This window comes from Nocardiopsis flavescens (genome assembly GCF_900141985.1).
Taxonomy (GTDB): Bacteria; Actinomycetota; Actinomycetes; order Streptosporangiales; family Streptosporangiaceae; genus Nocardiopsis; species Nocardiopsis flavescens.
This window is the reverse complement of sequence record NZ_FQZK01000009.1, coordinates 219685-242945: the sequence shown is the minus strand read 5'-3', so window position 1 is coordinate 242945 and position 23261 is coordinate 219685. Positions and strand designations below refer to the sequence as shown.

Annotated in this window: 20 protein-coding genes; 8 read left to right on the top strand and 12 right to left on the bottom strand. The window is 73.7% G+C overall.

Annotated elements, in window-relative coordinates:
- Window positions 1-169: 169 nt before the first annotated feature.
- Both BUE45_RS16740 and BUE45_RS16735 read right to left on the bottom strand, forming a co-directional pair.
- The gene (locus BUE45_RS16740) at window positions 170-625 is read right to left on the bottom strand and encodes a DoxX family protein (protein WP_073380256.1); all 456 of its coding nucleotides are present in this window, start codon (window positions 623-625) and stop codon (window positions 170-172) included.
- A gap of 179 nt (window positions 626-804) precedes the next feature.
- Window positions 805-1311 (bottom strand): MarR family winged helix-turn-helix transcriptional regulator, encoded by a 507-nt coding sequence (locus tag BUE45_RS16735; protein ID WP_073380255.1) that lies wholly within the window; start codon window positions 1309-1311, stop codon window positions 805-807.
- Window positions 1312-1387: 76 nt separating this feature from the next.
- Here BUE45_RS16735 and BUE45_RS16730 point away from each other — a divergent pair, with 76 nt between their 5' ends.
- A complete protein-coding gene (locus tag BUE45_RS16730) occupies window positions 1388-2167 on the top strand; it encodes a dioxygenase family protein (protein ID WP_073380254.1) in 780 nt (259 codons plus the stop codon).
- A gap of 73 nt (window positions 2168-2240) precedes the next feature.
- Window positions 2241-2804: an NADAR family protein gene (locus BUE45_RS16725; RefSeq protein ID WP_073380253.1), complete on the top strand. Its 564-nt coding sequence runs from the start codon at window positions 2241-2243 to the stop codon at window positions 2802-2804.
- Between the two features lie 94 nt (window positions 2805-2898).
- Here BUE45_RS16725 and BUE45_RS16720 read toward each other — a convergent pair whose 3' ends face one another.
- Window positions 2899-5037: a serine/threonine-protein kinase gene (locus BUE45_RS16720; protein ID WP_073380252.1), complete on the bottom strand. Its 2139-nt coding sequence runs from the start codon at window positions 5035-5037 to the stop codon at window positions 2899-2901.
- 421 nt (window positions 5038-5458) lie between these two features.
- On the opposite strand from BUE45_RS16720, the gene BUE45_RS16715 reads away from it, so the two are divergent.
- Both BUE45_RS16715 and BUE45_RS16710 read left to right on the top strand, forming a co-directional pair.
- The gene (locus BUE45_RS16715; protein WP_073380251.1) at window positions 5459-5701 is read left to right on the top strand and encodes a hypothetical protein; all 243 of its coding nucleotides are present in this window, start codon (window positions 5459-5461) and stop codon (window positions 5699-5701) included.
- 145 nt (window positions 5702-5846) lie between these two features.
- Window positions 5847-7112 carry a hypothetical protein gene (locus tag BUE45_RS16710; protein ID WP_143173385.1) on the top strand — a complete coding sequence of 422 codons (1266 nt, stop codon included), beginning with the start codon at window positions 5847-5849 and terminating at the stop codon, window positions 7110-7112.
- A 214-nt stretch (window positions 7113-7326) separates the two neighbouring features.
- Here the strand turns inward: BUE45_RS16710 and BUE45_RS16705 are convergent, their stop codons facing one another.
- The 3 genes from BUE45_RS16705 to BUE45_RS16695 are packed head-to-tail and all read right to left on the bottom strand — an operon-like array spanning window position 7327 to window position 10612.
- Complete coding sequence (locus tag BUE45_RS16705) at window positions 7327-8235, bottom strand: carbohydrate ABC transporter permease (RefSeq protein ID WP_073380249.1); 909 nt, start codon at window positions 8233-8235, stop codon at window positions 7327-7329.
- A complete protein-coding gene (locus BUE45_RS16700) occupies window positions 8232-9194 on the bottom strand; it encodes a carbohydrate ABC transporter permease (protein ID WP_073380248.1) in 963 nt (320 codons plus the stop codon). The genes BUE45_RS16705 and BUE45_RS16700 overlap by 4 nt, the downstream gene beginning before the upstream one ends.
- Window positions 9191-10612 (bottom strand): ABC transporter substrate-binding protein, encoded by a 1422-nt coding sequence (locus BUE45_RS16695; RefSeq protein WP_084737391.1) that lies wholly within the window; start codon window positions 10610-10612, stop codon window positions 9191-9193. The genes BUE45_RS16700 and BUE45_RS16695 overlap by 4 nt, the downstream gene beginning before the upstream one ends.
- A gap of 265 nt (window positions 10613-10877) precedes the next feature.
- Between BUE45_RS16695 and BUE45_RS16690 the strand changes: the two genes are divergently transcribed.
- Window positions 10878-11525 (top strand): TetR/AcrR family transcriptional regulator, encoded by a 648-nt coding sequence (locus tag BUE45_RS16690; protein ID WP_073380247.1) that lies wholly within the window; start codon window positions 10878-10880, stop codon window positions 11523-11525.
- Window positions 11526-11681: 156 nt separating this feature from the next.
- Here BUE45_RS16690 and BUE45_RS16685 read toward each other — a convergent pair whose 3' ends face one another.
- Window positions 11682-12989: a L,D-transpeptidase gene (locus tag BUE45_RS16685; RefSeq protein ID WP_073380246.1), complete on the bottom strand. Its 1308-nt coding sequence runs from the start codon at window positions 12987-12989 to the stop codon at window positions 11682-11684.
- A gap of 267 nt (window positions 12990-13256) precedes the next feature.
- Here BUE45_RS16685 and BUE45_RS16680 point away from each other — a divergent pair, with 267 nt between their 5' ends.
- Window positions 13257-13580 (top strand): DMT family transporter, encoded by a 324-nt coding sequence (locus tag BUE45_RS16680; protein WP_073380245.1) that lies wholly within the window; start codon window positions 13257-13259, stop codon window positions 13578-13580.
- Window positions 13577-14212: a TetR/AcrR family transcriptional regulator gene (locus tag BUE45_RS16675; protein ID WP_281256353.1), complete on the top strand. Its 636-nt coding sequence runs from the start codon at window positions 13577-13579 to the stop codon at window positions 14210-14212. The genes BUE45_RS16680 and BUE45_RS16675 overlap by 4 nt, the downstream gene beginning before the upstream one ends.
- On the opposite strand, the gene BUE45_RS16670 is transcribed toward BUE45_RS16675, so the two are convergent.
- Complete coding sequence (locus BUE45_RS16670) at window positions 14160-14981, bottom strand: helix-turn-helix domain-containing protein (protein WP_073380244.1); 822 nt, start codon at window positions 14979-14981, stop codon at window positions 14160-14162. The two genes, BUE45_RS16675 and BUE45_RS16670, sit on opposite strands and share 53 nt — an antisense overlap.
- A gap of 110 nt (window positions 14982-15091) precedes the next feature.
- Here BUE45_RS16670 and BUE45_RS16665 point away from each other — a divergent pair, with 110 nt between their 5' ends.
- Window positions 15092-15643 carry a TIGR03086 family metal-binding protein gene (locus BUE45_RS16665; RefSeq protein WP_073380294.1) on the top strand — a complete coding sequence of 184 codons (552 nt, stop codon included), beginning with the start codon at window positions 15092-15094 and terminating at the stop codon, window positions 15641-15643.
- A gap of 386 nt (window positions 15644-16029) precedes the next feature.
- On the opposite strand, the gene BUE45_RS16660 is transcribed toward BUE45_RS16665, so the two are convergent.
- The 4 genes from BUE45_RS16660 to BUE45_RS16645 form a co-directional block, all read right to left on the bottom strand.
- Window positions 16030-18030: an ABC1 kinase family protein gene (locus tag BUE45_RS16660; protein WP_073380293.1), complete on the bottom strand. Its 2001-nt coding sequence runs from the start codon at window positions 18028-18030 to the stop codon at window positions 16030-16032.
- A 260-nt stretch (window positions 18031-18290) separates the two neighbouring features.
- Complete coding sequence (gene dacB / locus BUE45_RS16655; RefSeq protein ID WP_073380243.1) at window positions 18291-19886, bottom strand: D-alanyl-D-alanine carboxypeptidase/D-alanyl-D-alanine endopeptidase; 1596 nt, start codon at window positions 19884-19886, stop codon at window positions 18291-18293.
- A gap of 281 nt (window positions 19887-20167) precedes the next feature.
- Window positions 20168-22342 carry an ABC transporter ATP-binding protein gene (locus BUE45_RS16650; protein ID WP_073380242.1) on the bottom strand — a complete coding sequence of 725 codons (2175 nt, stop codon included), beginning with the start codon at window positions 22340-22342 and terminating at the stop codon, window positions 20168-20170.
- On the bottom strand, window positions 22339-23247 hold the full coding sequence (locus BUE45_RS16645; RefSeq protein ID WP_143173390.1) for an ABC transporter permease: 909 nt from the start codon (window positions 23245-23247) through the stop codon (window positions 22339-22341). Before BUE45_RS16645 ends, BUE45_RS16650 begins: the two co-directional genes overlap by 4 nt.
- Between the last annotated feature and the right edge of the window lie 14 nt (window positions 23248-23261).

The window sequence follows — 23261 nt, the reverse complement described above, 5'->3', positions numbered from 1 at the left end:
TCCCACACGGGAAACGGAATACCACAGGGGAACACCCCGGAAATGAGAAAAGTGCTCCCCCTGGTGCGTGAGTGCACCGTGGGAACACTGCGGTGTTCGCGATCCCGAGCCGTCCGTCTCCGGCCACGGACGGCCCGGTCACCGGGAGCGTGTCCCGGTCACCCTTCGGTCAGGCGGTGACCGCCTCGGCGGCACGGGATCGCCCGCGACGGCCCCAGGGCATGAGGCTGTCGATGGAGTAGCGCCCTCCGGTGAAGCCCAGGGCGAGCGAGGTCGCGCCCAGGACGAGGAGGAACTCGTAGCCGCCCACCAGGGGGTCGCCCAGGTGGGCGAAGTAGTAGGCGTTGGCCATCATGAACGCGAGGGCGAGCCCCGCCAGCGGCAGGGCCAGCCCGACGATGAGCGCCAGGCCGCCGCCGACCTCGATGACCGCCCCCAGGAGGGCGGAGAAGGCCGGGAAGGGGATGCCCAGGGAGGCGAAGCCCTGGGTGGTCCCCTCCAGGTCGGTCGCCTTGGGGAGGCCGTGGGCGACGAAGACGACGCCGACGGCGACCCGGGCGATGAGGGCGGCGACGTCCCCGCTGGCGGCGGGGACGAGGGATCTCGGACGCGGTGCTGGGGTCATGGGAACTCCGTGTTCTGTGAGCGGGTCGCCCGGGAGGGCCGCGTCGCACCGTTGAGACGGCGGCCTTTACCGGACAAATCGGATGGTAACCCGCAGTCGTCCAAACACATAGAGTGCCAGTTCGAACAGATCGTCACACGGAGAATACGCGCTGTTCAGGGCCGACAACAGAACAGGGCTCAGTTCCGGTTCCCGGTGCCTCCCGGGTCGGTGTACCGGGGCTCGGCCCCCTCGGGGTCCAGGGCACCGAGCATGGCCTCGGCGATGGCGCGCAGCTGCCCGACCTGCTCGGGCCGCAGCACGTCGAACAGGACCCGGCGGACCTCGGCCACGTGGCCCGGGGCGGCGTCCTCCAGGGTCCGCACCCCCTCGTCGGTGAGCTCCACGATCGTGGTGCGCCGGTCGCCGGGGCGGCGGAAGCGGCGGATGAGGCCCTCGTCCTCCAGCTTCGCCGCGGCGTGCGACAGGCGGCTCGGCGAGGAGCGCAGCAGGCGGGCCAGCCCGGTCATGGTCAGCGACCGGCCGGGGGCCTCGGACAGCAGCGCCAGCGTCTGGTAGTAGGCGTGCGGAAGGCCGGAGTCGTGCCGCAGCTGGCGGTCCAGGGCCGCGTCGAGGAGGTGGGCCGCCGCCAGGAAGGTCCGCCAGGTCCGCTGCTGCTCGTCGTCCAGCCACACGACATCGGCCACCGCCGCACCCCCGGAATACTTGAACGCTCAACCTTGTTCATGCCGTCGACCGACACCACCCTCACCGGAGGACGCCATGGAAACGACCGCGGCGCGCATGCCGACCCTCTACCTCAGCCACGGGGCGCCCCTGCTCGCCGACGACGCCGAATGGACCCGGCAGCTGGCCGACTGGTCCGGCCGCATCGCCCGCCCCACCGCGGTCCTGGTGGTCTCCGCGCACTGGGAGGACGCCCCCCTCACCCTCGGCGCGACCGCCGACGGGGTGCCCCTGACCTACGACTTCTGGGGCTTCCCGCAACGCTACTACGACGTCACCTACGCGGCTCCCGGAGCGCCCGCGCTCGCCGAGAAGGTCCGCGGCCTGGTCGGCGGCCCGGTCCACCAGGACCCCGTCCGCGGGCTCGACCACGGCGCCTACGTCCCGCTGAAGGAGATGTACCCGGAGGCCGACGTGCCGGTGCTCCAGGTGTCCATGCCGTCGCTGGACCCGGTCGAGCTGCTCGACATGGGCCGGCGCCTGGCACCGCTGCGCGACGAGGGCGTGCTCATCGTCGGCAGCGGGTTCACCACCCACAACCTGCGCGAGATGTCCCGCAGCGTGCACGGCCCCGCACCCGCCTGGTCGGTGGAGTTCGACGACTGGACGCGGCGCGCGGTGGCCGACCACGACGTCGACGCCCTGCTCGACTTCGAGCACAGGGCGCCGGCGGCCGCGATCGCCCACCCGCGCAGCGACCACTTCGCCCCGCTCTTCGTCGCCCTGGGCGCGGGCCTGGACGGCCACCGGCGGTCGGAGTCGGCCGTGGAAGGGTTCTGGCACGGGCTGGCCAAGCGCTCCTTCCAGTTCGAGTGAGGCGCGGGGCCGGTCCCCCGGGGGCGCCGAAAACTCCTGGCGGAGTGTCGGCGCCCTCCGGGACACTCGTCCCATGTCGGACTCACCTGTGAACGCGCGCTCCGTCGCCGACCTGCTCCGGGTCCGGGGCCGGGTCAAGTACCTGCACTTCTGGGGCCATCGGCCGAGCGCCTCCGGTGAGGTGTCGGCGAGCTGCCTGTCGCAGTGGTGGCCCGCCGGCTTCACCTGCGACGGGGTCCTCTACCGCACGGCCGAGCACTACATGATGGCGGGCAAGGCGCGCCTCTTCGGCGACGACGAGGCACTGGAGGGGATCCTGGCCTGCGCGCACCCGAGCCAGGCCAAGGAGTGGGGCCGCAGGGTCCGCGGGTTCGACCCGCAGGTGTGGGAGGCGGCCCGGTTCGACATCGTGGTGGAGGGCGGTGTCGGCAAGTTCGGGCAGCACGGCGACCTGCGGGACTTCCTGCTCGGCACGGGGAACAGGGTGCTGGTGGAGGCCAGTCCGCGGGACCGGATCTGGGGCATCGGGATGTCGTCCTCGCACGAGCACGCCGAGAACCCGGCGCTGTGGCGCGGGCACAACCTGCTGGGCTTCGCCCTCATGGAGACCCGCGCCCGTCTGGCCGCCGGGTCCTGACCCCGGGCCCGGACCGCCTGGCCGGTGACGTGCACGACCGCACGCCCCCGGCCGCGCAGGGGGTTCCCGGGGCCTCCGGCCGTCGCGGCCCGCGTCAGGAGGAGGCCACGTGGGAGATCAGCTCCACCACTCCGTCCGAGACGGGCCCGGGCAGCGGGGTGTACCCCGTCCCGGCGATGAGCTCCTCCCCCTCGGCGCCGACCGCGTAGGCCCAGAAGTCGCGCAGGGCGGCCCCGGTCCCGTCCTCGTAACCGCACTCGGCGGCGAACACGTGGTTGACCCGCATGATCGGATAGCCCCCGGCCGTCACCCGGCCGGCCAGGGAGAAGTCGTCCCCGGCCGGGTCGATCTGCTCGGCGGCGGCGCGGGTGCCCTCCTCGTCCGGCTGGACGACGTTCCCCTCCGCGTCGACCAGCCCCGCGACCGGGAGCCCGTTCTCCTGTGCGTAGGAGGCGTTGACGAAACCGATCGCTCCGGGGGTCCCGGACACGGCCGCGGCCACACCCTCGTCGCCGGAGGCGGCCTGCACGGACTCCGCCCAGGACCCCGACCAGGCCGGAGCGGTCTCCAGGTAGCGCTCGAACACCTGCGCGGTCGAGGCCTCCTCCTCGTGGCGGACCGGGACGAGGTCGACGTCCTGCGTCCCGACCCCGGCGCCCTCCAGCACCGCGGTGGAGGTGACCTCCCCCTGGTAGATCGCCGCCAGGTCGCTCACGCTCAGCTCCGGGGCCGCGTCCTCGCCCAGGTTGTGGACCACGGCCACGGCGCCGGCCACCACGGGGAACTGCACCACGGGGCAGCCGCGCACGGCCTCGGCGTCGGCCACCTGCTCTTCCGTCAGGGGGTTCTCGGAGGACCCGAAGTCGGTCTCCCCGTCGACGAACTCCTGGACCCCCGCACCGGAGCCCAGGGGCTCGTAGGTGATCTCCACCTGGGGCTGGCGCTCCCGGTACGCCTCGGTCCAGGCCTGCGCGGCGCCGCCGAGGAAGGTGGACCCGCTGCCGGTGATGCTCGCGCTCAGTGTGGAGGGCGCCGCACGGGGCACTCCGACCAGGTCGTCGAACTCCCCCTCGGTCACCCCCTCGGGCACCTCCCCCATGAGGCCGAGCGCCGCCCCGGTCGCGCCGGCCCCGCCGATGAGGACCACGGCGAGCACCCCCGCGCCCAGGACCAGGGGCCACACCCTGCGCTTGCGGCGGGGGCGGGGGGCCGGTGGTCCGGCCGGCGGCGGCCAGCCGCCGACCGCTCCCCCGGGCGGCCGTCCCCCCGGGGCGTGCGGCGGGCCGTACCCCGCGGGGCGGTGCGGGGGCGGAGCGCCCGGAGCACCGGTGGGCGGACCGCCGGGCGCGGTGTCCCCCTGGTCCCAGTGGGCGCGGATGAGCCCGGTGACGATCGTGGTGTCGTCCTGCTCCTCGGGGGCTCCCGCGACGGCGTGCACCAGGTCGGCGGCGCGGGGGCGCAGCGCCGGGTCCTTGGCCAGGGCGCGGCGCACCGGGTCGACCAGCTCCGGCGGCAGCCCGCCCAGGTCGGGCTCCTCGTTGAGGATGCGGTACATCAGGGTCTCCGCGCCGCCCTCGCCGAACGGGGAGCGCCCGGTGGCGGTGTAGGCGGCCACCGCGCCCCACGCGAACACGTCGGCCTCGGGCCCGCTGTCGCCCCGGTAGCGCTCGGGGCTCATCCAGGCGGGCGAGCCGATCAGCCCGCCGGTACGGGTGTGCGAGGTGAGGTCCGCGGCGCGGGCGATCCCGAAGTCCAGCACCTTGGGGCCGTCGGGGGCCAGGATGACGTTGGCGGGCTTGAGGTCGCGGTGGACGACGCCGGCGGCGTGGATGGCGGCGACCGCCTCGGCGATGCCCGCGGCCACCACCCGGGCCTGTCCGGCGGGCAGCGGGCCGCCGACACGGACCCGCCGCGCCAGGGTGGGCCCGGGCAGGTAGGCCGTCGCGTACCAGGGGTGCTCGGCGCGGGAGTCGTGGGCCAGGACGGGGGCGACGCACAGCGCCCGCACCCGGAGCATCAGCTCGATCTCGGCGGCGAAGCGGGCCCGGAACTCCCGTTCCCCGGCGTACTCGTCGCGGACGACCTTGATCGCCGCCCACCGGCCGTCCGGGCCGGTGGCGCCGTAGACCACCCCCATGCCCCCGGCACCGAGCCTTCCGTGCACGGTGAAGGGCGGGATCGCTCGGGGGTCGTTCGACCGCAGGGGCGTGAGGTCGGGCGGCGGGTGGTGCATGGATGTCCTCGGTTCGGCGGGGCCCGCGCCGGGCGGGTGGGGTCTTCCGCTCCCTTGGACGCGCGGCGGTCGGGGGTCGTTCATCCCGATCGGAAACAATACGCCCTTAAGTCCGTTATCGGGAAAAGGATCACCCGGAGATCATGCGGATTTCACCGCCACCTTGTCCGTTTTCCGGCCACGGACCCGATCATGGAGGAGTAGAGTCCGAAAAGCGGACAGCACGGTGCCCCGGCACCCTGGTCCCGTTCCCCGGAACGCCCCGGGCCCCGGCAGGCACATGCCGCCGCCCGTAGGGCGTGCGGCGCGCACGCCCCGCCGATCCCGGGAGACCGATCACCGAGACGGCGGCCGACGCGCCGTTCCCGGGAAGCACCGTCCTTCCTTTTCGGCGAGGACGAATCACAATCGGGGAATTCCGATGGCCTATTACCGTATTCAGCTGAGCGACGGCTCCTCCCACACGGTGCAGGCGGTACGCCTGCGCACCGACGCCCGCAGCCTCTACCTGGAGGAGCGGACCGCGGGGAACTGGCGCGAGGTCTTCGCCAACCCGCTGACCGACGTGTCGAGGGTGCAGCGCCGCTTCACCGAGAACGACGGCACCTGGACCTGGCTCAACGAGCGCCTGCCCGCCCCCATCGGCGGTGTCCGGGCCTGGTGACCCCGCCGGGGCCGGGCGGCGCGCCCGGCCCCCGGAACCGTCGGCACGGGCGCGCCGCCCGGCCGGACCCGTGTGACCTCGGGCGCTGTCGTGGTCACGGAGGGCGTGTGTAATCTGCCTTCGGGTCACGAGTGAGGGGAACGCCATGGACGGTCGCACCGGGAACGGTCGCCCGCGACCGTCGGCCGTGCCGGGCGATCTCGTCCGCGCCGCGGTGCCGCCGCTCCTGCCCGGCGGACTCGCCGCCGCCGCGGCCTGCGCCGCGCTGTCGGCGGGGGCGGCCACGGGCTCCCCCGTGTCGCCGGTGCTCCCCGTCCTCGCACTGGCCGCGCTGGCGCTGGGCGCCCCCGTCGCGCTCGCCGCCGCCCTGCTGGTGGGTGCCGCCGCCCTGGCGGGCCGCCGCGCGGACCCGGACGCCGTCCGCCGCCGCGCGCTGCGCGCCGCCCCGGCCGTCCTGCTCTGGGCGGGGGTCCTGGCGGCCCCCGTCGCGGCGGCCGTGCTCCTCTCCCCCGCCCCGTGGGTCCTCGCCGTGACGGCGGGCGTTCTCCTCCCGCTGCTGCCCGCCCTGCTGCTGGCGGTACCGGTCGCCGTGGTGACCGGCCGCCCGCCGCACCGGGTGCTGGCCACCGCGCTCACCCCGTGCGGGCTGTGGACGCTGCTCGGCGGGCTGCGCTCCGCGGTCGACGTCCCCGGGCACACCGGGGCCCGGCCCTCGGTCGCCGCCCCGGTCCCGGTGGCGCTGCTGCTGGGGACGATCGTGGTGTCCGGCACCGCCTGGAGCGCGGCGGGCCCCGCGGAACAGGCCGGGGACGGCAGGACGACGGTGCACATCGAGGCCGCGGACGGGTCCGAGCACCGCTTCGAGGTGGACCTGGCCGCCCCTGACGGGGACGCGCGCACCGCCGCCCGGGTCGGGGACCACGCGGTCGACGCCTACTGGCGGGCCGGCCCGGCCGAGGACGGCTCGACCCTGTACCTGCGGGTGTGCCCGGTGACGGACTCGTGCGGGGAGAAGGAGACGGACGGGACGGGTGTGCTGGACGTGACCGCCGCCGACGACGGCTCGTTCGAGGTGACCTCGGCGGAGCGGGGCGTCCCGTTCACCCTCGTGTCCTGTGCCGATCCCGGCTGTACCCGGGCGCTGCCCGCGGACGCGCCCACCGTACCCGCCGTCGCGCCGGGGTCGGTGACCGTCGAGGTGGAGGGGCCCGAATCGATGCGGCTGGTCCTGCTGTCCTGCGCCGAGACGGCCTGCCCGGACACGGCCGCCCAGGGGGGCGGCGGCCCGGACGCCGGGGAGCCGGTGCACCGCGCCCCCGCCGACGCGGTCGCGCGCCGGGGCGCGCCCGTCCCTGCGGACGCGGCCGGGGGGCCGTCCTGCGCGGCCCCGGAGTGCGCCTCCCACGTCTGACCCGCACGGGCGGCCGCGGGGCCGCGGACGGCGCCCTCCCTGCGTTCGCCACCCCCGCCCCCGGGGCGCGCCCGGTGTCCCTCCCGTCACGCCGCCTCCCCCTGCCACGGAGCCCGCGGAGGTGGTGTCTCCGCCCCCGCGGGCGCTTCCGGGCGCCGTGGTGGTGGCCGCCCCGGGCGGGACCCCGGTGCGACCGGGGCCCCGCCCGGCGGGCTCAGCCCTTGAGCGCCCCGGCCGTCATGCCGCCGCGCCAGAAGCGCTGGAGGACGACGATCGCGATGATCAGCGGGATGACCGACAGCGTGGAGCCGGTGACGACGTTCATGTACATCCCGATGTCGCGCCCCTGGTAGGACTGCCAGGTCACCAGGCCCAGGGTGATGGGGTACAGCTCCTCGTCGGCGAGCATCACCAGCGGCAGGAAGTAGTTGTTCCAGATGCCGACCATCTGGAACAGGAACACCGTCACCAGCGCCGGGGCCATCATCCGCAGCCCCAGGGTGAAGAAGATCCGTCCCTCTCCCGCGCCCTCCAGCCGGGCCGCCTCCACGATGGAGTCGGGCACCGACGCGTCGGCGTAGATCCGGCACAGGTACAGGCCGAACGGGGAGATCAGGCTGGGCAGCAGGACCGCGAGGTAGGTGTTGGCCAGGCCGATCTGGCTGAACAGCAGGTACAGCGGCAGCGCCGTGGCCGCGGCGGGCACCAGGACACCGCCCAGCACCAGGCCGAACACCAGGTCGCGGCCCCTGAACTCGTACTTGGCCAGCGCGTACCCGGCGGCGGCCGCCAGGAGGGTCGCCAGCAGGGCGCCGACCACCGAGTACAGGAGGCTGTTGAACAGCCACCGCCAGTAGATGCCGCCGTTGACGGCGAACACGCCGCGGATGTTCTCCCACAGCGCGAACTCGCCGCCGAACCAGAACCCGAACGAGTCGAACAGGTCCGGTGTGGTCTTGGTCGAGGCGATGAAGACCCACAGCACCGGGATGACGAAGTAGGCCGCGAACAGCGCCAGGACGCCGGTGACGAGGACCTTGGAGGCGAGGGGCGCGCCGGTGGCGGGGCCCCTGCCCCCGCCCGCGCGGCGGGCCGGGGTCTGCGTGGTGCCGGTCGTGGTCATCGCCGACGGTCCTTCCTGTCGACCAGCCAGAGGAATCCGAACGAGAGCACGAACGCGGTCAGCGCCACGATGACGGACTGGGCGGCGGCCACGTTGTAGTCGTTGCCGGTGAAGGCTGAGGTGTAGGCCGCCATGTTGGGCGTGTACGCCGAGTCGATGGCGACCGTGAACTTCGAGATGATCTGCGGCTCGGCGAACAGCTGGAGGGTGCCGATGATCGAGAAGATCGATGTGAGCACCAGGGCCGGGCGGATCAGCGGGATCTGCACCCGCCAGGCGATCTGGAGGGGTCCGGCGCCGTCGATGCGCGCCGACTCGTACAGCTCCGCCGGGATGGTCTTGAGCTGCGCGATGAGGATCAGCATGTTGTAGCCGATGAACAGCCACGTGATGATGTTGGCGATCGACCACAGGACGGTGTCGGGTCCGAGCAGGTCGGGTTCGAGGCCGACCAGCCCGGCGACGTCGATGATCGGGGACAGGCCCGGCGTGTACAGGTAGCCCCAGAGCAGGGAGGCGACCACGCCCGGGACGCCGTAGGGCATGAAGTACAGGGCGCGGAAGAACCCGGGCCACAGGGCGGACGCCGACTCCAGCAGTAGGGCGAGGACGAGCGCGAAGCCGAGCATGACCGGTACCTGGACGACGCCGAACAGCAGGACCCGGACGATGGAGTCGATGAAGGTGTCCTGGCCCAGGGCGCGCGCGTAGTTGTCGAACCCGACGAAGACCGTCTCCCGGCCCTCCTCGCCGAACAGGCCGTGCCGGCGGACCTGGAGGAAGCTCTGGTGGACGGCGTAGAGGATCGGCAGGACGAAGCAGAGCACGAACAGGCCCAGAAAAGGCGCGAGGAAGGCCCAGGGGATCAGCTTCCGGGTGCGGAGGGCGGCGGGGCGCCGGGCCGCGGCGGGTGCGGCGGCCCTGCCCGCGGGGGGCGTACCGGGCGCGGTCGTGGTCATGAGGCGCTCCTGACCGACAGCCCCTTGTGGCGGATGTCCTCGATGGTGTTCCTCTGGGCGGCGGCCAGGGCGTCCACGAAGGAGGTGCCGTCGGCCACGGCGGCCCGGAAGGCGTCGCCGATGTGGTTCTTGGTCCTGGACAGGGTGGGTCCCCACACCCATTCGGAGGGGATGTGCCGCGTGGCGTCGGCGATGATGCCGGTGTAGTTCTGGTCGGAGAAGAAGGGGTCGGCGCCCCGGTTGCGCACCGAGTCCTCGTTGACCTGCTCCGAGGCCGCCCAGCCGATGCCGCACTCGGTGATCATGGCGTCGACGGCGCGCTGGTCGGTGCTGAGCCAGTGGGCGAACAGCACCGCCTCGTGCGGGTGGGGGGCGCCGCTCAGGACCACGGAGGCCGACCCTCCCCAGGTGCCCTCGCGGCGGGGCTCGCCCGGCCACTGGGGCAGTCCGGCGACCTTCCAGCGGCCCGGGTTGTCGGGGTCGTTGCCGCGGATGATGGCGTCGCCCCAGCTGCCCACGGTCCAGGTGCCGATGGTGCCGCGCTGGAGCGCCTGGAACCAGCCGTTGGACCACACGGCGTGCGTGAGGTCCAGGGCCCGCTCGTGCACGAGCGGCTCCCAGAACTCGGCCACGCGCACGGAGGCCTCGTCGACGAAGTCCACCGTCCACTCGCCGCCCTCGGTGGTGAACCACCGCGCTCCGGCCTGCATGCACAGGCCCGCCAGCCAGTCGGCGTCCCCGACGGGGAAGGACTCGATGTGCTCGGAGCCGCCGGTGTCGGCGGCCACCCGCCGGGCGGCGTCGGCGTACTCCTCCCAGGTGGTGGGGGCCTCGCCGATCCCCCACTCCTCGTACTTGTCGGAGCGGTGGAAGTACATGAGCGGACCGGAGTCCACCGGGATCCCGTAGTGGCCGCCGATGTGGGCGGCCTGGAGCCACTGCCACTCGTCGTAGAGGTGGGCGTGGTCCAGGGCACCGTAGCGGCCCAGGTCCTCCAGCCCGTTCTCCACCAGGAACGAGGGGATCTGGAAGAACTCGACCTGGGCCAGATCCGGCTGGTTCCCGGCGACCAGGGAGTTGAACATCTTCGCGTACCCGCCGTCCAGGCCGCCGGGGATGGTGACGGCGCGGACCTGGATGTCGGGGTGCTCCGCGTTCCAGATGTCGGCGACCGCCTGGAGCGCCGGCCACCAGGTCCAGTAGGTGAGCGTGACGTTCTCGTCCGGGGCCTTGGGCGGGACCAGGGGGCGTTCGCCGACCGGGCCGACCGTGGCGGCGCATCCGCCGAGGGCCGCCACGGAGCCGACGGCCGACGCCGCCAGCCCCGCCCGGAGCAGACCGCGCCGGGACGGTCCCGGCAGTGCGGGCCCGCGGCCGGTCGGACCGACCGGGCCGGGGCTGTGGAGGGGGACTTTCATGCTGTCTCCTCGGAGAAGACCGTGCAGGAGTGGAGGGTGGTCGGCGCGCGGGGGGCGGGGCGGTGTGCGCCACGGGTGGGTCGCGGAATGCGGGGCGGTGGAGGCGGTGCGGCCCCGAAGCTGTGATCTGGGTCTCGCGTAGGGGAAGATTAGTTACTTAATATTCATTAAGCAAGAGGGGTTGAAAAGTTGTCGCTAACGTGGACGGCGCGGCCCCGCCCCGGCCGCGGACGCCCGGCCCGGGTATGAGGAGTGGAGAACAGGAATGAGCGAGACGCCCCCCGCGCCCGACACGCGGAGAACCGAGAGCGCGGCCCCGCAGACGCGGCGGCGGGTCAACCGGCGGGAGCAGATCCTGCGCACGGCCGCCGACGTGTTCGCCACCCAGGGGTTCCACAACACCTCGCTGGCCGACATCGCGGCGATGCTCGACATCACCCCCGCGGGCGTCCTGCACCATTTCGGCTCCAAGACGGACCTGCTGACCGCGGTGCTGGAACTGCGCGACGACACCGAGCCCGCGCCCGAGGGCGGTCCCATGCTGGACCACCTGGTGACCACCGCCGAGCGCAACTCCGAGCGCCCCGGCACCACCCGGCTGTACGCGGTGCTGTCCGCCGAGAGCGCCACCGAGGGCCACCCCGCACAGGGCTGGTTCCGGGACCGCTACACGGTGCTGCGCCGCGAGGTCGAGGACGCGATCCTGGACCGGCTCGGCCCCGAGCAACGGGGGGCCGCCGGGGCCCCCGGCCCCGGGGGGCACTCGCCGGCCGGGGCCGCCGCGGCGGCCGTCATCGCCGTCATGGACGGCCTCCAGGTGCAGTGGCTGCTGGACCCCGGGGCCGTGGACATGGCACAGGTGACGGACACGGTCATCGACGCGCTCGTGGCCGCGCTGGCCCGCGGGGAGTGAGCCGTTCCGGGGTGGGAGTGACCCCGGGACGGCAGGGCCGACGGCCCGCTCCGGGTGTCCGGGGCGGGCCGTCGGCGACAGGCGGAGAACGCCCGGGGCGCCGGGACCTCGCGGTCCCGGCGCCCCGGGCGTCGTCGTGTGGGAGGGGTGCGGCGGCTACTGCTCGCCGTGCACGGAGCCGGGCGGGTTGGCGCCGTCGGTGACGTAGGGCTCGCCCGTCACGCTCTCGGTCTGCCACTCTTCCCAGTCCAGCTGCCAGAAGCCCCAGCCGTTGTTCCACTCCTTGACGCGCCCGGTCCCGCTGGTGTCCACGACGTCGCCCATGAGGGTGTTGTCGAAGAACCACTGGGCGTCGTCCATCCGCATGTTCGTGCACCCGTTGGAGGTGTTCGCGCTGCCGATGTTGCCGTTGTAGGACGCCTCGTGGAAGAACTCGCCGCTGGAGGAGGTCCGCACCGCGTACTGGACGTCGACCTTGTAGGAGCCCGGGCTGCCCTCGGGGATGCCCACGGTGCTGGAGTCCATGGTCAGGTGGGTGTAGCGCTCCATCAGCACGTGGGTGCCGCTGCTGGTGGTGTCGAAGTTCCGGCTGGCCTTGCCGTTGCTCACCGGGAAGGTGCGCTCGTGCTCGCCGTCGACCGTCACGACCGCCTCGTGGTCGGGCACGTTCATGGTGACGATCAGTTCGCGGCCGACCTCGAAGTCGATCTTGGTGTTGCTGACACCGTAGACGCCCTCGGAGGCCTCGACCCCGGCCAGGCGCGCCTCGACCGAGACCTGCTGGTACGGCTCCCAGTAGTCCTGCGGGCGGAACGCGACGCGCTTGTCGTCGATCCAGCGCCAGGACCCGGCGACGCCCTGCTCGGAGACGATCTTGATGGAGTTCTCGACCTGGGCCTTGTTGGTGACCGGCAGGTCGAAGGCCAGGACGATCGGCATGCCCACGCCGACGGTCTGGCCGTTCTCCGGGTACGTGCCGTAGGGGTCCAGCTCCAGGCGCTGTCCGGGGACGGCCGCCTCGGTGGTGAACTCGCGGACCAGCTCGGTGGTCTCGCCGGCCTCGTTCTCCGCGGTGGCCGTGACGGTCACCTCGGAGCCGGGGCGCAGGTTCCAGTCACTGGTCCACTCGGTGCCTTCGCCGTTGAGGGTGCCGGTCATGTCGTAGAGCTCGGAGGGGTCCCCCTCGCCCTCGGCCGCCGCCTCGTCCGGCACCACCTGGTCGACCTTCACGTCGGAGATCGTGCCGTTCTCCGCGGTCACCGTGATGGGGGTATTGGGGACGACCGTTCCGGCACCGTCCTCGGGGGCGATGGCCAGGGTCGCGGGTTCGGCGTCGGCGGCCGGGTCCGTGCTGTTGCTCTGCGTCTCGGCGCCACCGGAAGTGCAGGCGGTTGCCGCGAGTGCGAGCGCCGCCAGACCGATGCCGAATCGGCTGATCGCCGACGGGTGGGTCCTGCCCGTCACGTCTGGACCTCCATGTTTCACCTCGAACGCCATGTTCCTACGTCACCTAAGACGCTCATGTGCGGAAAAGGTTCTGAAATCCCACACATCGGTACGGGACGGTTATCCGGAAGGGGATGAGGGACCCGAACCGACGACGGTACACCCTGGGGGCACCCGACTGAAGCCGTCCGATACGAGATTAGGGCCATCCGTAAACCGCCCTGTACACCGGGGTGCACGGCGCCTAGAATCCTGAGCATTCGCTCGGTTTTCCAGGGAGGCAGCATGCCGTGGCTGTGGTTGGCGGGGGCGATCGTCTCGGAGGTGGTCGCCACGACGTCCCTCAAGCTCTCCGAGGGCTTCACCCGCCCGCTCCCCTCGGTCGTGGTCGCCGTCGGGTACATCGCGGCCTTCTTCATGCTGAGCCGGGCGCTCACCCGGGGCATGGACCTGGGGGTCGCCTACGGGGTGTGGGCCGCGGCCGGAATCGCCCTGGTGGCGGTCATCGGGGTCGTGCTCTTCTCCGAGTCGCTCACCTGGATCCAGATCGGGGGGATCGCCCTCATCATCGGCGGGGTGATGGCCCTGGAGATGGGCGGGAGGCATTGAACGCGGCGGGCGGGCGGGGGCCCGGGAAGGCGGAACCGGCCGCGGCCGGTCGGGGCGGGCCGCGGGTCCCGGCCACCGACGGGCGCCGGCTCAAGGGCGCACGGCGCCGGCGGCTGCTCGTGGACGCCGTGCTGCGGGTCATCGCCGTCGAGGGCGCGGCCGCGGTCAGCCAGCGCCGGGTGGCGGCGGAGGCGGGAGTGCCGCCCAGCGCCGTCATGTACCACTACGCCTCGGTCGACGACCTGCTGCTGGCCGCGCTCACCGGGGTCAACGACTTCTACGTCGCCGCCCTGGAGGCACTGGTACGGGACCCGCTGACGGCACCGCGCGAGCTGGCCGAACTCGTCGCCGCGCCGGGCCGGGAGCACCTGGCGGCCGAGTTCGAGCTGTTCCTGATGGCGGCCCGCCGCCCGGCTCTGCGGGTGGAGACCGAGCGCTGGAGACGCGCCGTGGACGCCTTCCTCACCCCGCACCTGGCGGACCCGGACGACCGGGCGGCGGCGGCCGCCGCCGTCGACGGGCTGTTCCTGCGCGGCTGCGTGGAGGACCCGCCCCCCGGTGTCGAGGAGGTGCACCGGGTCATCGTGCGGCTCTTGTCCCCGCGGCGTAGCGGCCCGGCGGGACCCCGATGACCGCGGTGAACTCCCGGGTCAGGTGGGACTGGTCGCTGAATCCCAGGTCCGCGGCCAGCCGCCCCCAGTCCGGCCGCTCCCCCAGCCGGGCGCGCTCGGCCGCCTCGTAGAAGCGGTACCGGCGGATGACCGTCTTGGGCCCCAGGCCCAGGTGGTCGGAGAACCGCCGCTGGAGCCCGCGCACCCCGAGGCCCTCGCGCTCCGCGAGCCCGGCGACACCGGTGACCGAGGGGTCCGCGGCGATCCGCTCGGCGATGTCGCGGGTGTCCTCGGCCGGGTGGCGGCCCCCCGGTGCCAGGCCGGCCAGGAACCCCTCCACCAGGGCCGTCAGCGGGACCGCCGACGACGGGTCCGCGGGGTCGAGGCGGGCGGCCTCGCGCTCCAGCCCGGCGCCGCCCGGCAGGACCTCGCCCACCGGCAGGCCGGTGTCGACCAGGTCGCTCAGCGGCCGGTCGGAGAAGGGCCGAAAGCCCGCGGGCCGGAACATCACCCCCAGTGCCCGGCCGCGGCCGGCGAGGCGCCGCCGCCCGACCCGCGTGGCGGGCCCGTGCAGGGTGGCGGTGCCCCCGGTGAACACGAGGTTCACCACCGGGTGGGCGAGCACCGGCTGGGTGTAGGGCTCCCTCAGGTCCCACGAAGCGGTCCAGTAACGGTCCACGAAGCGGGCGAGCGCGGGCCCGGGGGCCGCGCGCTCCAGCCGGAACCGGGTGAGGCCGCGGTCCGGGTCGACGATCCCGCGCGCGTCCTCTTCGACGGGTCGCACGTCCATACCACCAGTGTGCCCCGGGGCACCGACACTCTCCCCCGGTGTCGCGTTCCTTCAAGACGGGGCGGCGCCGGCGGGGCAGGATCGGTGCCGACCGCGAGAAGGAGAACACCGTGAACGAGACCGCCGCACGCTACGCCCGCCTGTCCGAGGCCTTCGCCGACCTGGTGAAGCGGGTTCCGCAAGAGCGCTGGGGGGCACCCTCCCCCTGTGAGGGGTGGACCGCCCTGGACCTGGTCGGGCACGTCGTGGACACCCAGGGCATGTTCCTGGGGCTGGTCGGCCGTGAACTCGGCGACGTCCCCTCCGCCGCCGCGGACCCGGCCGCCTCCTGGGACGCCGCGCGGGCCGTGGTCCTGGCCGACCTGACCGACCCCGGCCGCGCGGAAACCGGGTTCGACGGGTACTTCGGCCGCACCACGTTCGCCGCGGCGGTGGACCGCTTCGTCAACTTCGACCTGGTCGTGCACCGCTGGGACCTGGCCCGCGCCGCGGGGCTGGACGAGCGCATCGACCCCGACGACGTGCGCTGGGCCCGCGGAGCCGCCGACTCCTTCGGGGACTCGCTGCGCTCCTCGGGGGTGTGCGGGGCCGAGCTCACCCCGCCGGCGGACGCCGACGAGCAGACCCGCCTGCTCGCCTTCCTCGGCCGCCGCGCCTGGTAGCTCCGGCGCCGCCGTTGGGCGCGCCCGGCGGCGGCACGGCCGGAGGACGGGCGCGGTGACGCCGCGCGTCGAGGACGCCGCCGCCCCGGCCGCGTCGCGGCGGTGCGGCCCCGGGCCGCCGCGACGCCGGGAACCCGGACCGGCGGAACCGGGGCGGCGAGAACCAGCGGCGCCCCGGGGAGGGGACCGGACCGGCGGACAGCGGACCCCGGGCCGCCCACCGGACCCGCGGACCCCGGACCGGCCGAACCGGGGCGACCGAAACCCCGGACGGCGGTCACCGGCACCGGGGGAGCCCGGCGCGGGGAGGACCCGGACCGGGGTGGCCGGCGCAGCGGACCCGTTCCCGGCCGCCGGGACGGCGGGATCCCGGGCCGGCGGCCCGGTCATGGTCGGTGGCGGGCACCGTCCCGGGCCACGCCCACCAGCAGCCGCAGCACCAGCAGGCCGGCCACCGCCAGCAGCAGCCAGGCCGCCCCGTTGAGGATCTGGGCGCGGACGGTCATCTCCGCCCAGGCCACGTGGGGCCCGTCGGTGACGTTGAACAGCCCCACCGACATCAGCCCGGTGGCCACCGCCAGCACGGTGAGGATCGCCTGCCGGGCCAGCCCGCCCAGGAGCCTGCGGTCCTCCGGGTGGGCGAAGGGGCGCACCTGCACGGTGAACCGGCCCTTGTGCAGCTGGTCGGTGATCCGGTCCAGCCTGCGCGGCAGCCGCCGCAGCGTGGGCAGCAGCGCGACGATCTCGTCCGTCGCCAGGTCGCGCAGCGCCTCCCCGCGCAGCCGCTCCGACACGCGCTCCCCGGCGAACCGCTTGGCCTGGGCGACCGTGTCGAACCCCGGAGACAGGTGCACCAGGGTGCCCTCCAGGGTGGCCAGGGCCCGAAAGACCGCCGCCAGCTCGGACGGGAGGGTGAGCCCGAACCGGGTGACGATGAGCAGCAGCTCGGTGAACATCCGCATGCTCGCGGTCATCCCGCCCTGGAGGTGGCGGGCCATGAACTGCCCCAGGGCCCGGCGCAGGCGCTCCCCGTCCACCCCCTCGGGGTCGGTGACCACGTCCAGCAGGGTGTCGGTGAGCAGCACGGCGTCGCGCCGGTCCAGCGCCACCATCATGAGCCGCAGCGACTCCCGGGTCTGGCCGTCCAGCCTCCCCACCGATCCGTAGTCGAGCAGGCCCACGCCGCCGCCGTCGAGCAGCAGGATGTTGCCGGGGTGGGGGTCGGCATGGAAGATGCCGCTGACCATCACCTGCTCCAGCAGGCAGTCCAGCAGGGCGCGGGCGATCTCCTCCCCAGGGACGTCGGCGGGGTCGACGGAGCCCACGGAGACGCCGTGCAGCCGCTCCATGACCAGGATCCGCCTGCCGGTGTAGGCGTCGTACACCTTGGGGATGCGGACCCGCGAGTCCGGGGCGGCCTCGGCGACGGCGGCGATGTTGGCCGCCTCCACCTCGAAGTCCAGCTCCTCGCGCAGCGCCTCGGCGAACCCCTCCGCCAGGTCCGTGACGCCGATGGCCGGGCCCCAGTCGGTGTACTCGTCGAAGCGCGCGGCCAGCCGCCGGATGATGTCCAGGTCGCGCTGGACCACCGGGGCGATCCCCGGGCGCTGCACCTTGACCACCACCTCCTCCCCGTCCAGCAGGCGGGCGGTGTGCGCCTGGGCGATGGACGCCGCGGCCAGCGGCTCGTGGGAGAACTCGGCGAACACCTCGTCCACGGGGCGGCCGAGCCCGCGCTCGACCGCCTCCCGGAGCCGGTCCGCCGGGATGGGGGCGACCTCGCTGTGCAGGCGCCCCAGCTCCTCGACGAACACGGGCGGCAGCAGGTCGCGGCGGGTGGCCAGCACCTGCCCGAGCTTGACGAACACCACCCCGGCCTCCTCCATGGAGCGGGCCAGCGACCGGGCCAGCCGCCGCTGGGTGGAGCTGTCGTCGCCGTCCTCGCGGCGGCCCGTGACATAGCCCCACAGCCCGCGCCGGGCCAGGATCCAGGTGATCTGGCGGTAGCGGCGCACCCGGCCGGACCAGTCGAGCACCGCCCGGACCGCCTGGAGCGGGCGCGGCCGGGTGCCGCGCGGGACGGCCAGCTCCAGCCCGACGAAGGCGAGCATCGTCACGACGGCGGACATCACCATCACCACGAACACGTACTCCGGCCCCGGGGAGGTGAGGGGCGCCTCGGCCGCCAGCCGCTCCACGGAGCCGTAGTGGAGCAGTGCCCCCGCGGCCGACCCCAGGACCAGGCCGACCAGCCCGGCCAGCAGCAGCCGGGGGACGCTGAAGGGGACGCCCATCATCCGGCTGACCAGCAGGCCGAGGCCGAGCATCAGCAGGACGAAGGACATCAGGGAGAAGAGTTGGAGGATCCCCTCCCCCACGTAGACCATGGCGAGGTTCACGGTCGGGGACTCGCTTTCGGGCAGGTGCCGGTCTCGGACGCGGGCGTCGGTCGGCGGGGGGTGGTGCGCGGGGCCGCGGCGGCCCCGCCCGCACGATTTCCGCCTTCAGCCTGCCAGGTCCGGGGGGCGGGCGGCACCACCGTCCCCAGCCTGTGGAAAACCCCGGGGACGGCCGCTCCGCGGCCGTCCCCGGACATGCGTCGGGCCGGGGCTCCCCACGAACCCCGGCCCGCCCCGCTACCCGGGGGTCAGCAGGTCAGTTCCCACGAGCACTCCAGCTCGCCGCTCTCCGCGGCCGGCGCGCTCTCCGGGACCCGGGCGCCCTGCGTCCGCAGCGCGCCCTCGTGTCCCAGGTACTCGGCCAAGCGGACCGCGACGGCGTCCTGGACCGCGGTGGGGGCCGGGCCGGTGTGCCCGTTGTTGATGACGGAGAAGACCAGGCCCTCGCCGCCGTCGGCACCGGGGACGAACCCGGAGAGGCCGCTGACGCCGCTCATCGTGCCGGTCTTAGCCGAGACCACGCCCTCGGCGGCGGTGCCCGCCATGCGGGCGCGCAGGGTGCCGCCGACGAAGGGGTCGTCGATACCGGCGACGGGGAGCGACTCCGACCACGCGGGGTACCAGTCCGCGCCGCGGACCGCGGTCAGCAGCCCGGTGACCGCGGAGGCCGTCACGCGGTCGGTCCGGGAGAGGCCGGAGCCGTCGTGCAGGACCAGGCCCCCGGTGTCCACTCCCAGCCCGGCCAGGGCCTCGGTGGCGCCGGCGCGGCCGGCCGCCCAGGTGCCCTCGCCAGCGGTCTCCTGACCGATGGACTTGATCAGCATCTCGGCGTGGCCGTTGTTGCTGAGCTTCATGAACGGCACCAGGATCTCGGACAGCTCGGCCGAGGTGTGGTCGGCCACCACCCGGGTGTCCAGGTCCGCGGGGACCGCGCCCTGCTCGGTCCCGCCGCGCACCGTGACGCCGTGCTCCTCCAGCGCCTGCTCGAACAGGTGCCCGGCCAGGGCCGCGGGCTCGTCCACCGTGCGCAGCACGGCGACGGGGGCGCCGTCCTGCGGGAGGGAGCCGCTCACCACGATGGTGTTGGTGCCCACCGGCCGGTCCACGGCCAGGGTGTTGCCGGTGCCGGGGGCGCCGGTCACGGCCCGGTTGTCCAGCTCCATGTAGCCCTCGGCCGCGCCCAGGTCCACCTCGGGCGCCGCGCCCTCGGTGCCCGCGGTGACGGTCACCTCGGTGACGCCGGTGTCGAACCGGTCCCCGTGGGCGACGGTGAGCGCGGAGATCTGCGCGGAGTAGGCGTAGGGCTCGTCCTCGGGCCACCAGTCGTCGACGAGGCGCTCGTCGTCGAACCAGCCGTCGTCGGCGACCACGTCGCCCTTGACGACCCTGACCCCGGAGGCGGCGACGTCGGCGGCGAGCGCGTCGATGTCGGCGGCCGAGAGGGTGGGGTCGCCGCCGCCGACCAGGTACACGTCCTCGACCGCGCGCGGGCGCCCGTATCCGGCGGGGACGACGACCTCGGTGCCGAAGGTGCGGTCCGGGCCCAGGACCTCCAGCGCGGCGGCGGCCGTGAACAGCTTCATGTTGGAGGCGGGCACGTAGGGGGTGTCCGCGTCCCGGGAGTACAGCTCCTCGCCCGTGGCGGGGTCGAGGACGACGACGCCGGCGTCGGCCACCGACGGGTCGGCCAGGATCGCGTCCAGGTCCGCGCGCAGGTCGGCCGCGGGGTCGGCCGCGGGCTCGGCGTGGGCCGGGGCGGCGAAGAGGGTGAGCGGCAGCAGGGACGCCGCCGCCGCGGCGGCCCACCGGGAGCGCGGCTTCGCCGTGGGGGTCGGGGCTCTCATGGGTCTCCAAGGGGTTCGGATGGGAGACCACGAACCTAACCGAACCTCACCACCGGTCGCCACGCGCACACGCCGTGAGAGCGAATCACCTTTTAGGTACTTTCGCAGGCCGAAGCGGACATCGACCCTTCTTACATTCGATCCGAGTCCGCTTGCGGACAGGGTGGGACCCGGTACCGGAAACGGCGCGGTGGCGGCGGGAGGACGTCCTCCCGCCGCCACCGCGGACCCCCCCGTCCGCCGCTCCCGGCCCGAACGGCCCCGGGGACGGCGGACCGGGGTCAGATCAGCTCCACCACCTGGGAGTAGTGGCAGGCGTCGCGGTGCCCGGTCCCCCGGTCGAGCAGCTCCGGGGGCTCCTCCACGCACAGGTTCCGCTGCTCGTCGGTCAGCTCCCCGGCGAACTTCGGGCAGCGCGTCCGGAACCGGCACCCGGAGGGCGGGTCGGCCGGGCTGGGCACGTCGCCGGTGACCACGATCCGCTCCCGGGTCCGCTCCTTGACCGGGTCCGGCAGCGGGATCGCCGAGATGAGGGCCTGGGTGTACGGGTGCGCCGGGGCGTCGAACAGCTCCTCCGTCGTCCCGGTCTCCACGATCTTGCCCAGGTACATCACGGCCACGCGGTCGGCGATGTGCCGGACCACCGACAGGTCGTGCGAAACGAACAGGTAGGACAGGCCCAGTTCGTCCTGGAGGTCCTCCAGGAGGTTGATCACCCCGGCCTGGATCGACACGTCCAGCGCCGACACGGGCTCGTCCAGGATGAGCACCTTCGGGTTGAGCGACAGCGCGCGGGCGATGCCGATGCGCTGGCGCTGGCCGCCGGAGAACTCGTGCGGGTAGCGGGAGCCGTGCTCGGGGTTGAGCCCGACCAGCTCCAGCAGCTCCTTGACCCGCTTCTTGGCGCCCTTGCCCCGCCCGTGGATCTGCATGGGCTCGGCGACGATGTCCGAGACCGTCATACGCGGGTCCAGGGACGCGAACGGGTCCTGGAACACCAGCTGGAGGTCGCGGCGCAGCGGCCGCATCTGGGAGTCGCTGAGCGAGTGGAGCGGCTGCCCCATGTAGGTGACCTCGCCCGACGTCTGCCGGATGAGCTGGAGCAGCAGGCGCGCCGTGGTGGACTTGCCGCAGCCCGACTCGCCGACGAGCGCGAGGGTCTCGTGCTCGCGCAGCTCCAGGGAGATCCCCGAGACCGCCTGGACCTCGCCGATCTTGCGCCGCAGGATGCCCTTGGAGCGGATCGGGAAGTTCTTGACCAGGTCGATCGCGGACAGCAGCACCTCGCCGGGCTCCGCCTCCGCCTCCTCCTGGCGGCGCTCGGCTGCGGCCCCGGTGTCCTCGGCCTCGGCGAGCTCCGCCGGCGCCTCCGCGTCCAGCGCGGTGGTCCGGAACAGGTCCTCGGGACGGGCGTCCACGAGCCGTTCGCTGAAGTGGCAGGCCGCCGAGTGGCGGCGGAACGGGTCGTCGTCCTCCCCGTCCACGGCGGCCTCCAGCGCGGGCTCGCTCGTGTGGCAGACCTCCTGGGCCATCGGGCAGCGCGGGGCGAACCCGCAGCCGGCGGGGAGGTCGAGCAGCGACGGCGGCGTCCCCAGGATGGGGGTGAGCCGCTCGTGGCGCGCCTCGTCCATGCGCGGCAGCGATCCCAGCAGGCCCAGCGCGTAGGGCATCCGGGGCCGGTAGAAGACGTCCTCGACGGACCCGGTCTCCACCAGGCGGCCCGCGTACATCACGGCGACCCGGTCCACGTGCCCGGCGACCACGCCGAGGTCGTGGGTGATGAGCACCAGGGCCGCCCCGGTCTCCTTGCGCGCCGCCTCCAGGGCCTCCAGCACCTGCGCCTGGACGGTCACGTCCAGGGCGGTGGTGGGCTCGTCGGCGATGATCACGTCGGGGTCGTTGGCCATCGCGATGGCGATGACGACCCGCTGGCGCATACCGCCGGAGAGTTCGTGCGGGTACTGGTCGACGCGCCGGTCGGGGTGGGGGATGCCCACCTTGTCGAGCAGGTCGACCGCCCGCTTGCGGGCCTCCTGCTTGGTGACCTTGCGGTGGGTGAGCACCGCCTCGGCGATCTGGTAGCCGATCGTATACACCGGGTTCAGCGAGGTCAGCGGGTCCTGGAAGATCATGGCGATCTTGTCGCCGCGCACCTTGCTGATCTGGGCGTCGTTGAGGCCGATGACCTCCTGCCCGAGCACCCGGGCCGATCCGGACACGGAGGCCGACTTGGGCAGCAGGCCCATGATCGCCATGGAGGTCACCGACTTGCCCGAGCCGGACTCGCCGACGATGCCCAGGGCCTCGCCCCGGCGCACCCGGTAGGACACCCCGCGCACGGCCTTCAGGGGGCCGTCCTCGGAGGAGAAGGTGACGCTGAGGTCCTGGACGTCCAGGACGATGTCCGTGTCGACGGTCGCGGTGGCGCCGTCGTTGAAATTGTCCGTCGTGGTCATCGCCGCACCATCGTCTGTCGTGGGTCGAGGGCGTCCCGCAGGCCGTCACCGATGAAGTTGATCGTCAGGCAGATGAGGACGATCAGCACACCGGGCGGGTAGAACAGCCAGGGCCGGGTGAAGGCGGCGGTGCGCGCGCCCTCCACCATCTTCCCCAGGGAGATGTCGGGCGGCTGGATGCCGAACCCGATGAAGGACAGTCCCGCCTCCGTCAGCACCGCGACCGCGATCAGCAGCGTGGCGGCGACGATGATCGGCCCCGCGGCGTTGGGCAGCAGGTGCCGGAAGATGATCCGGGTCGCCCGGGCCCCGGCCGCGCGGGCGGCCTCGATGAACTCCTGTTCGCGCAGCGAGAGCACGACGCCGCGGACGACGCGGGCGACGGTCGCCCACGAGAACAGGCACATGATGAGGGCCACCGCGTACCAGGTGGTGCCGCCGCGGACCGCGCCGTTGATGGAGGCGACCGCGACGATGAGCGGGATGATGAGGAAGATGTCGGCGATCCGCATCATGATCGCGTCGGTGCGCCCGCGGTAGTACCCGGCGACCGCCCCCCAGGTGGCGCCGACCACGGTGGAGACCACGGCGACGGTCAGGGCGACCTTGAGGGACTGCTGGGCGCCGCGCATGGTCTGCGCGAACACGTCGTTGCCCTGCTTGGTGGTGCCGAAGGGGTGCTCCAGGCTCGGCCCCGCGTTGCTGGGGATGTTCGAGTCGACCGTGTGGCCCCACTGCCAGACGAGCGGCCCGAGGAAGGCGAAGGCGACGATCAGCCCCAGGAGCACCAGGCTGGCCATGGCCGCCCGGTGCCGGCGGAAGCGGCGCCAGATGAGCTGGACCTGGGTGAGGTCCCCTCCCCTGTTCACCGGTGCCGCGGGGCCGTCCGAGGAGCCGTCGTCCATCGCGATGCGGCTCT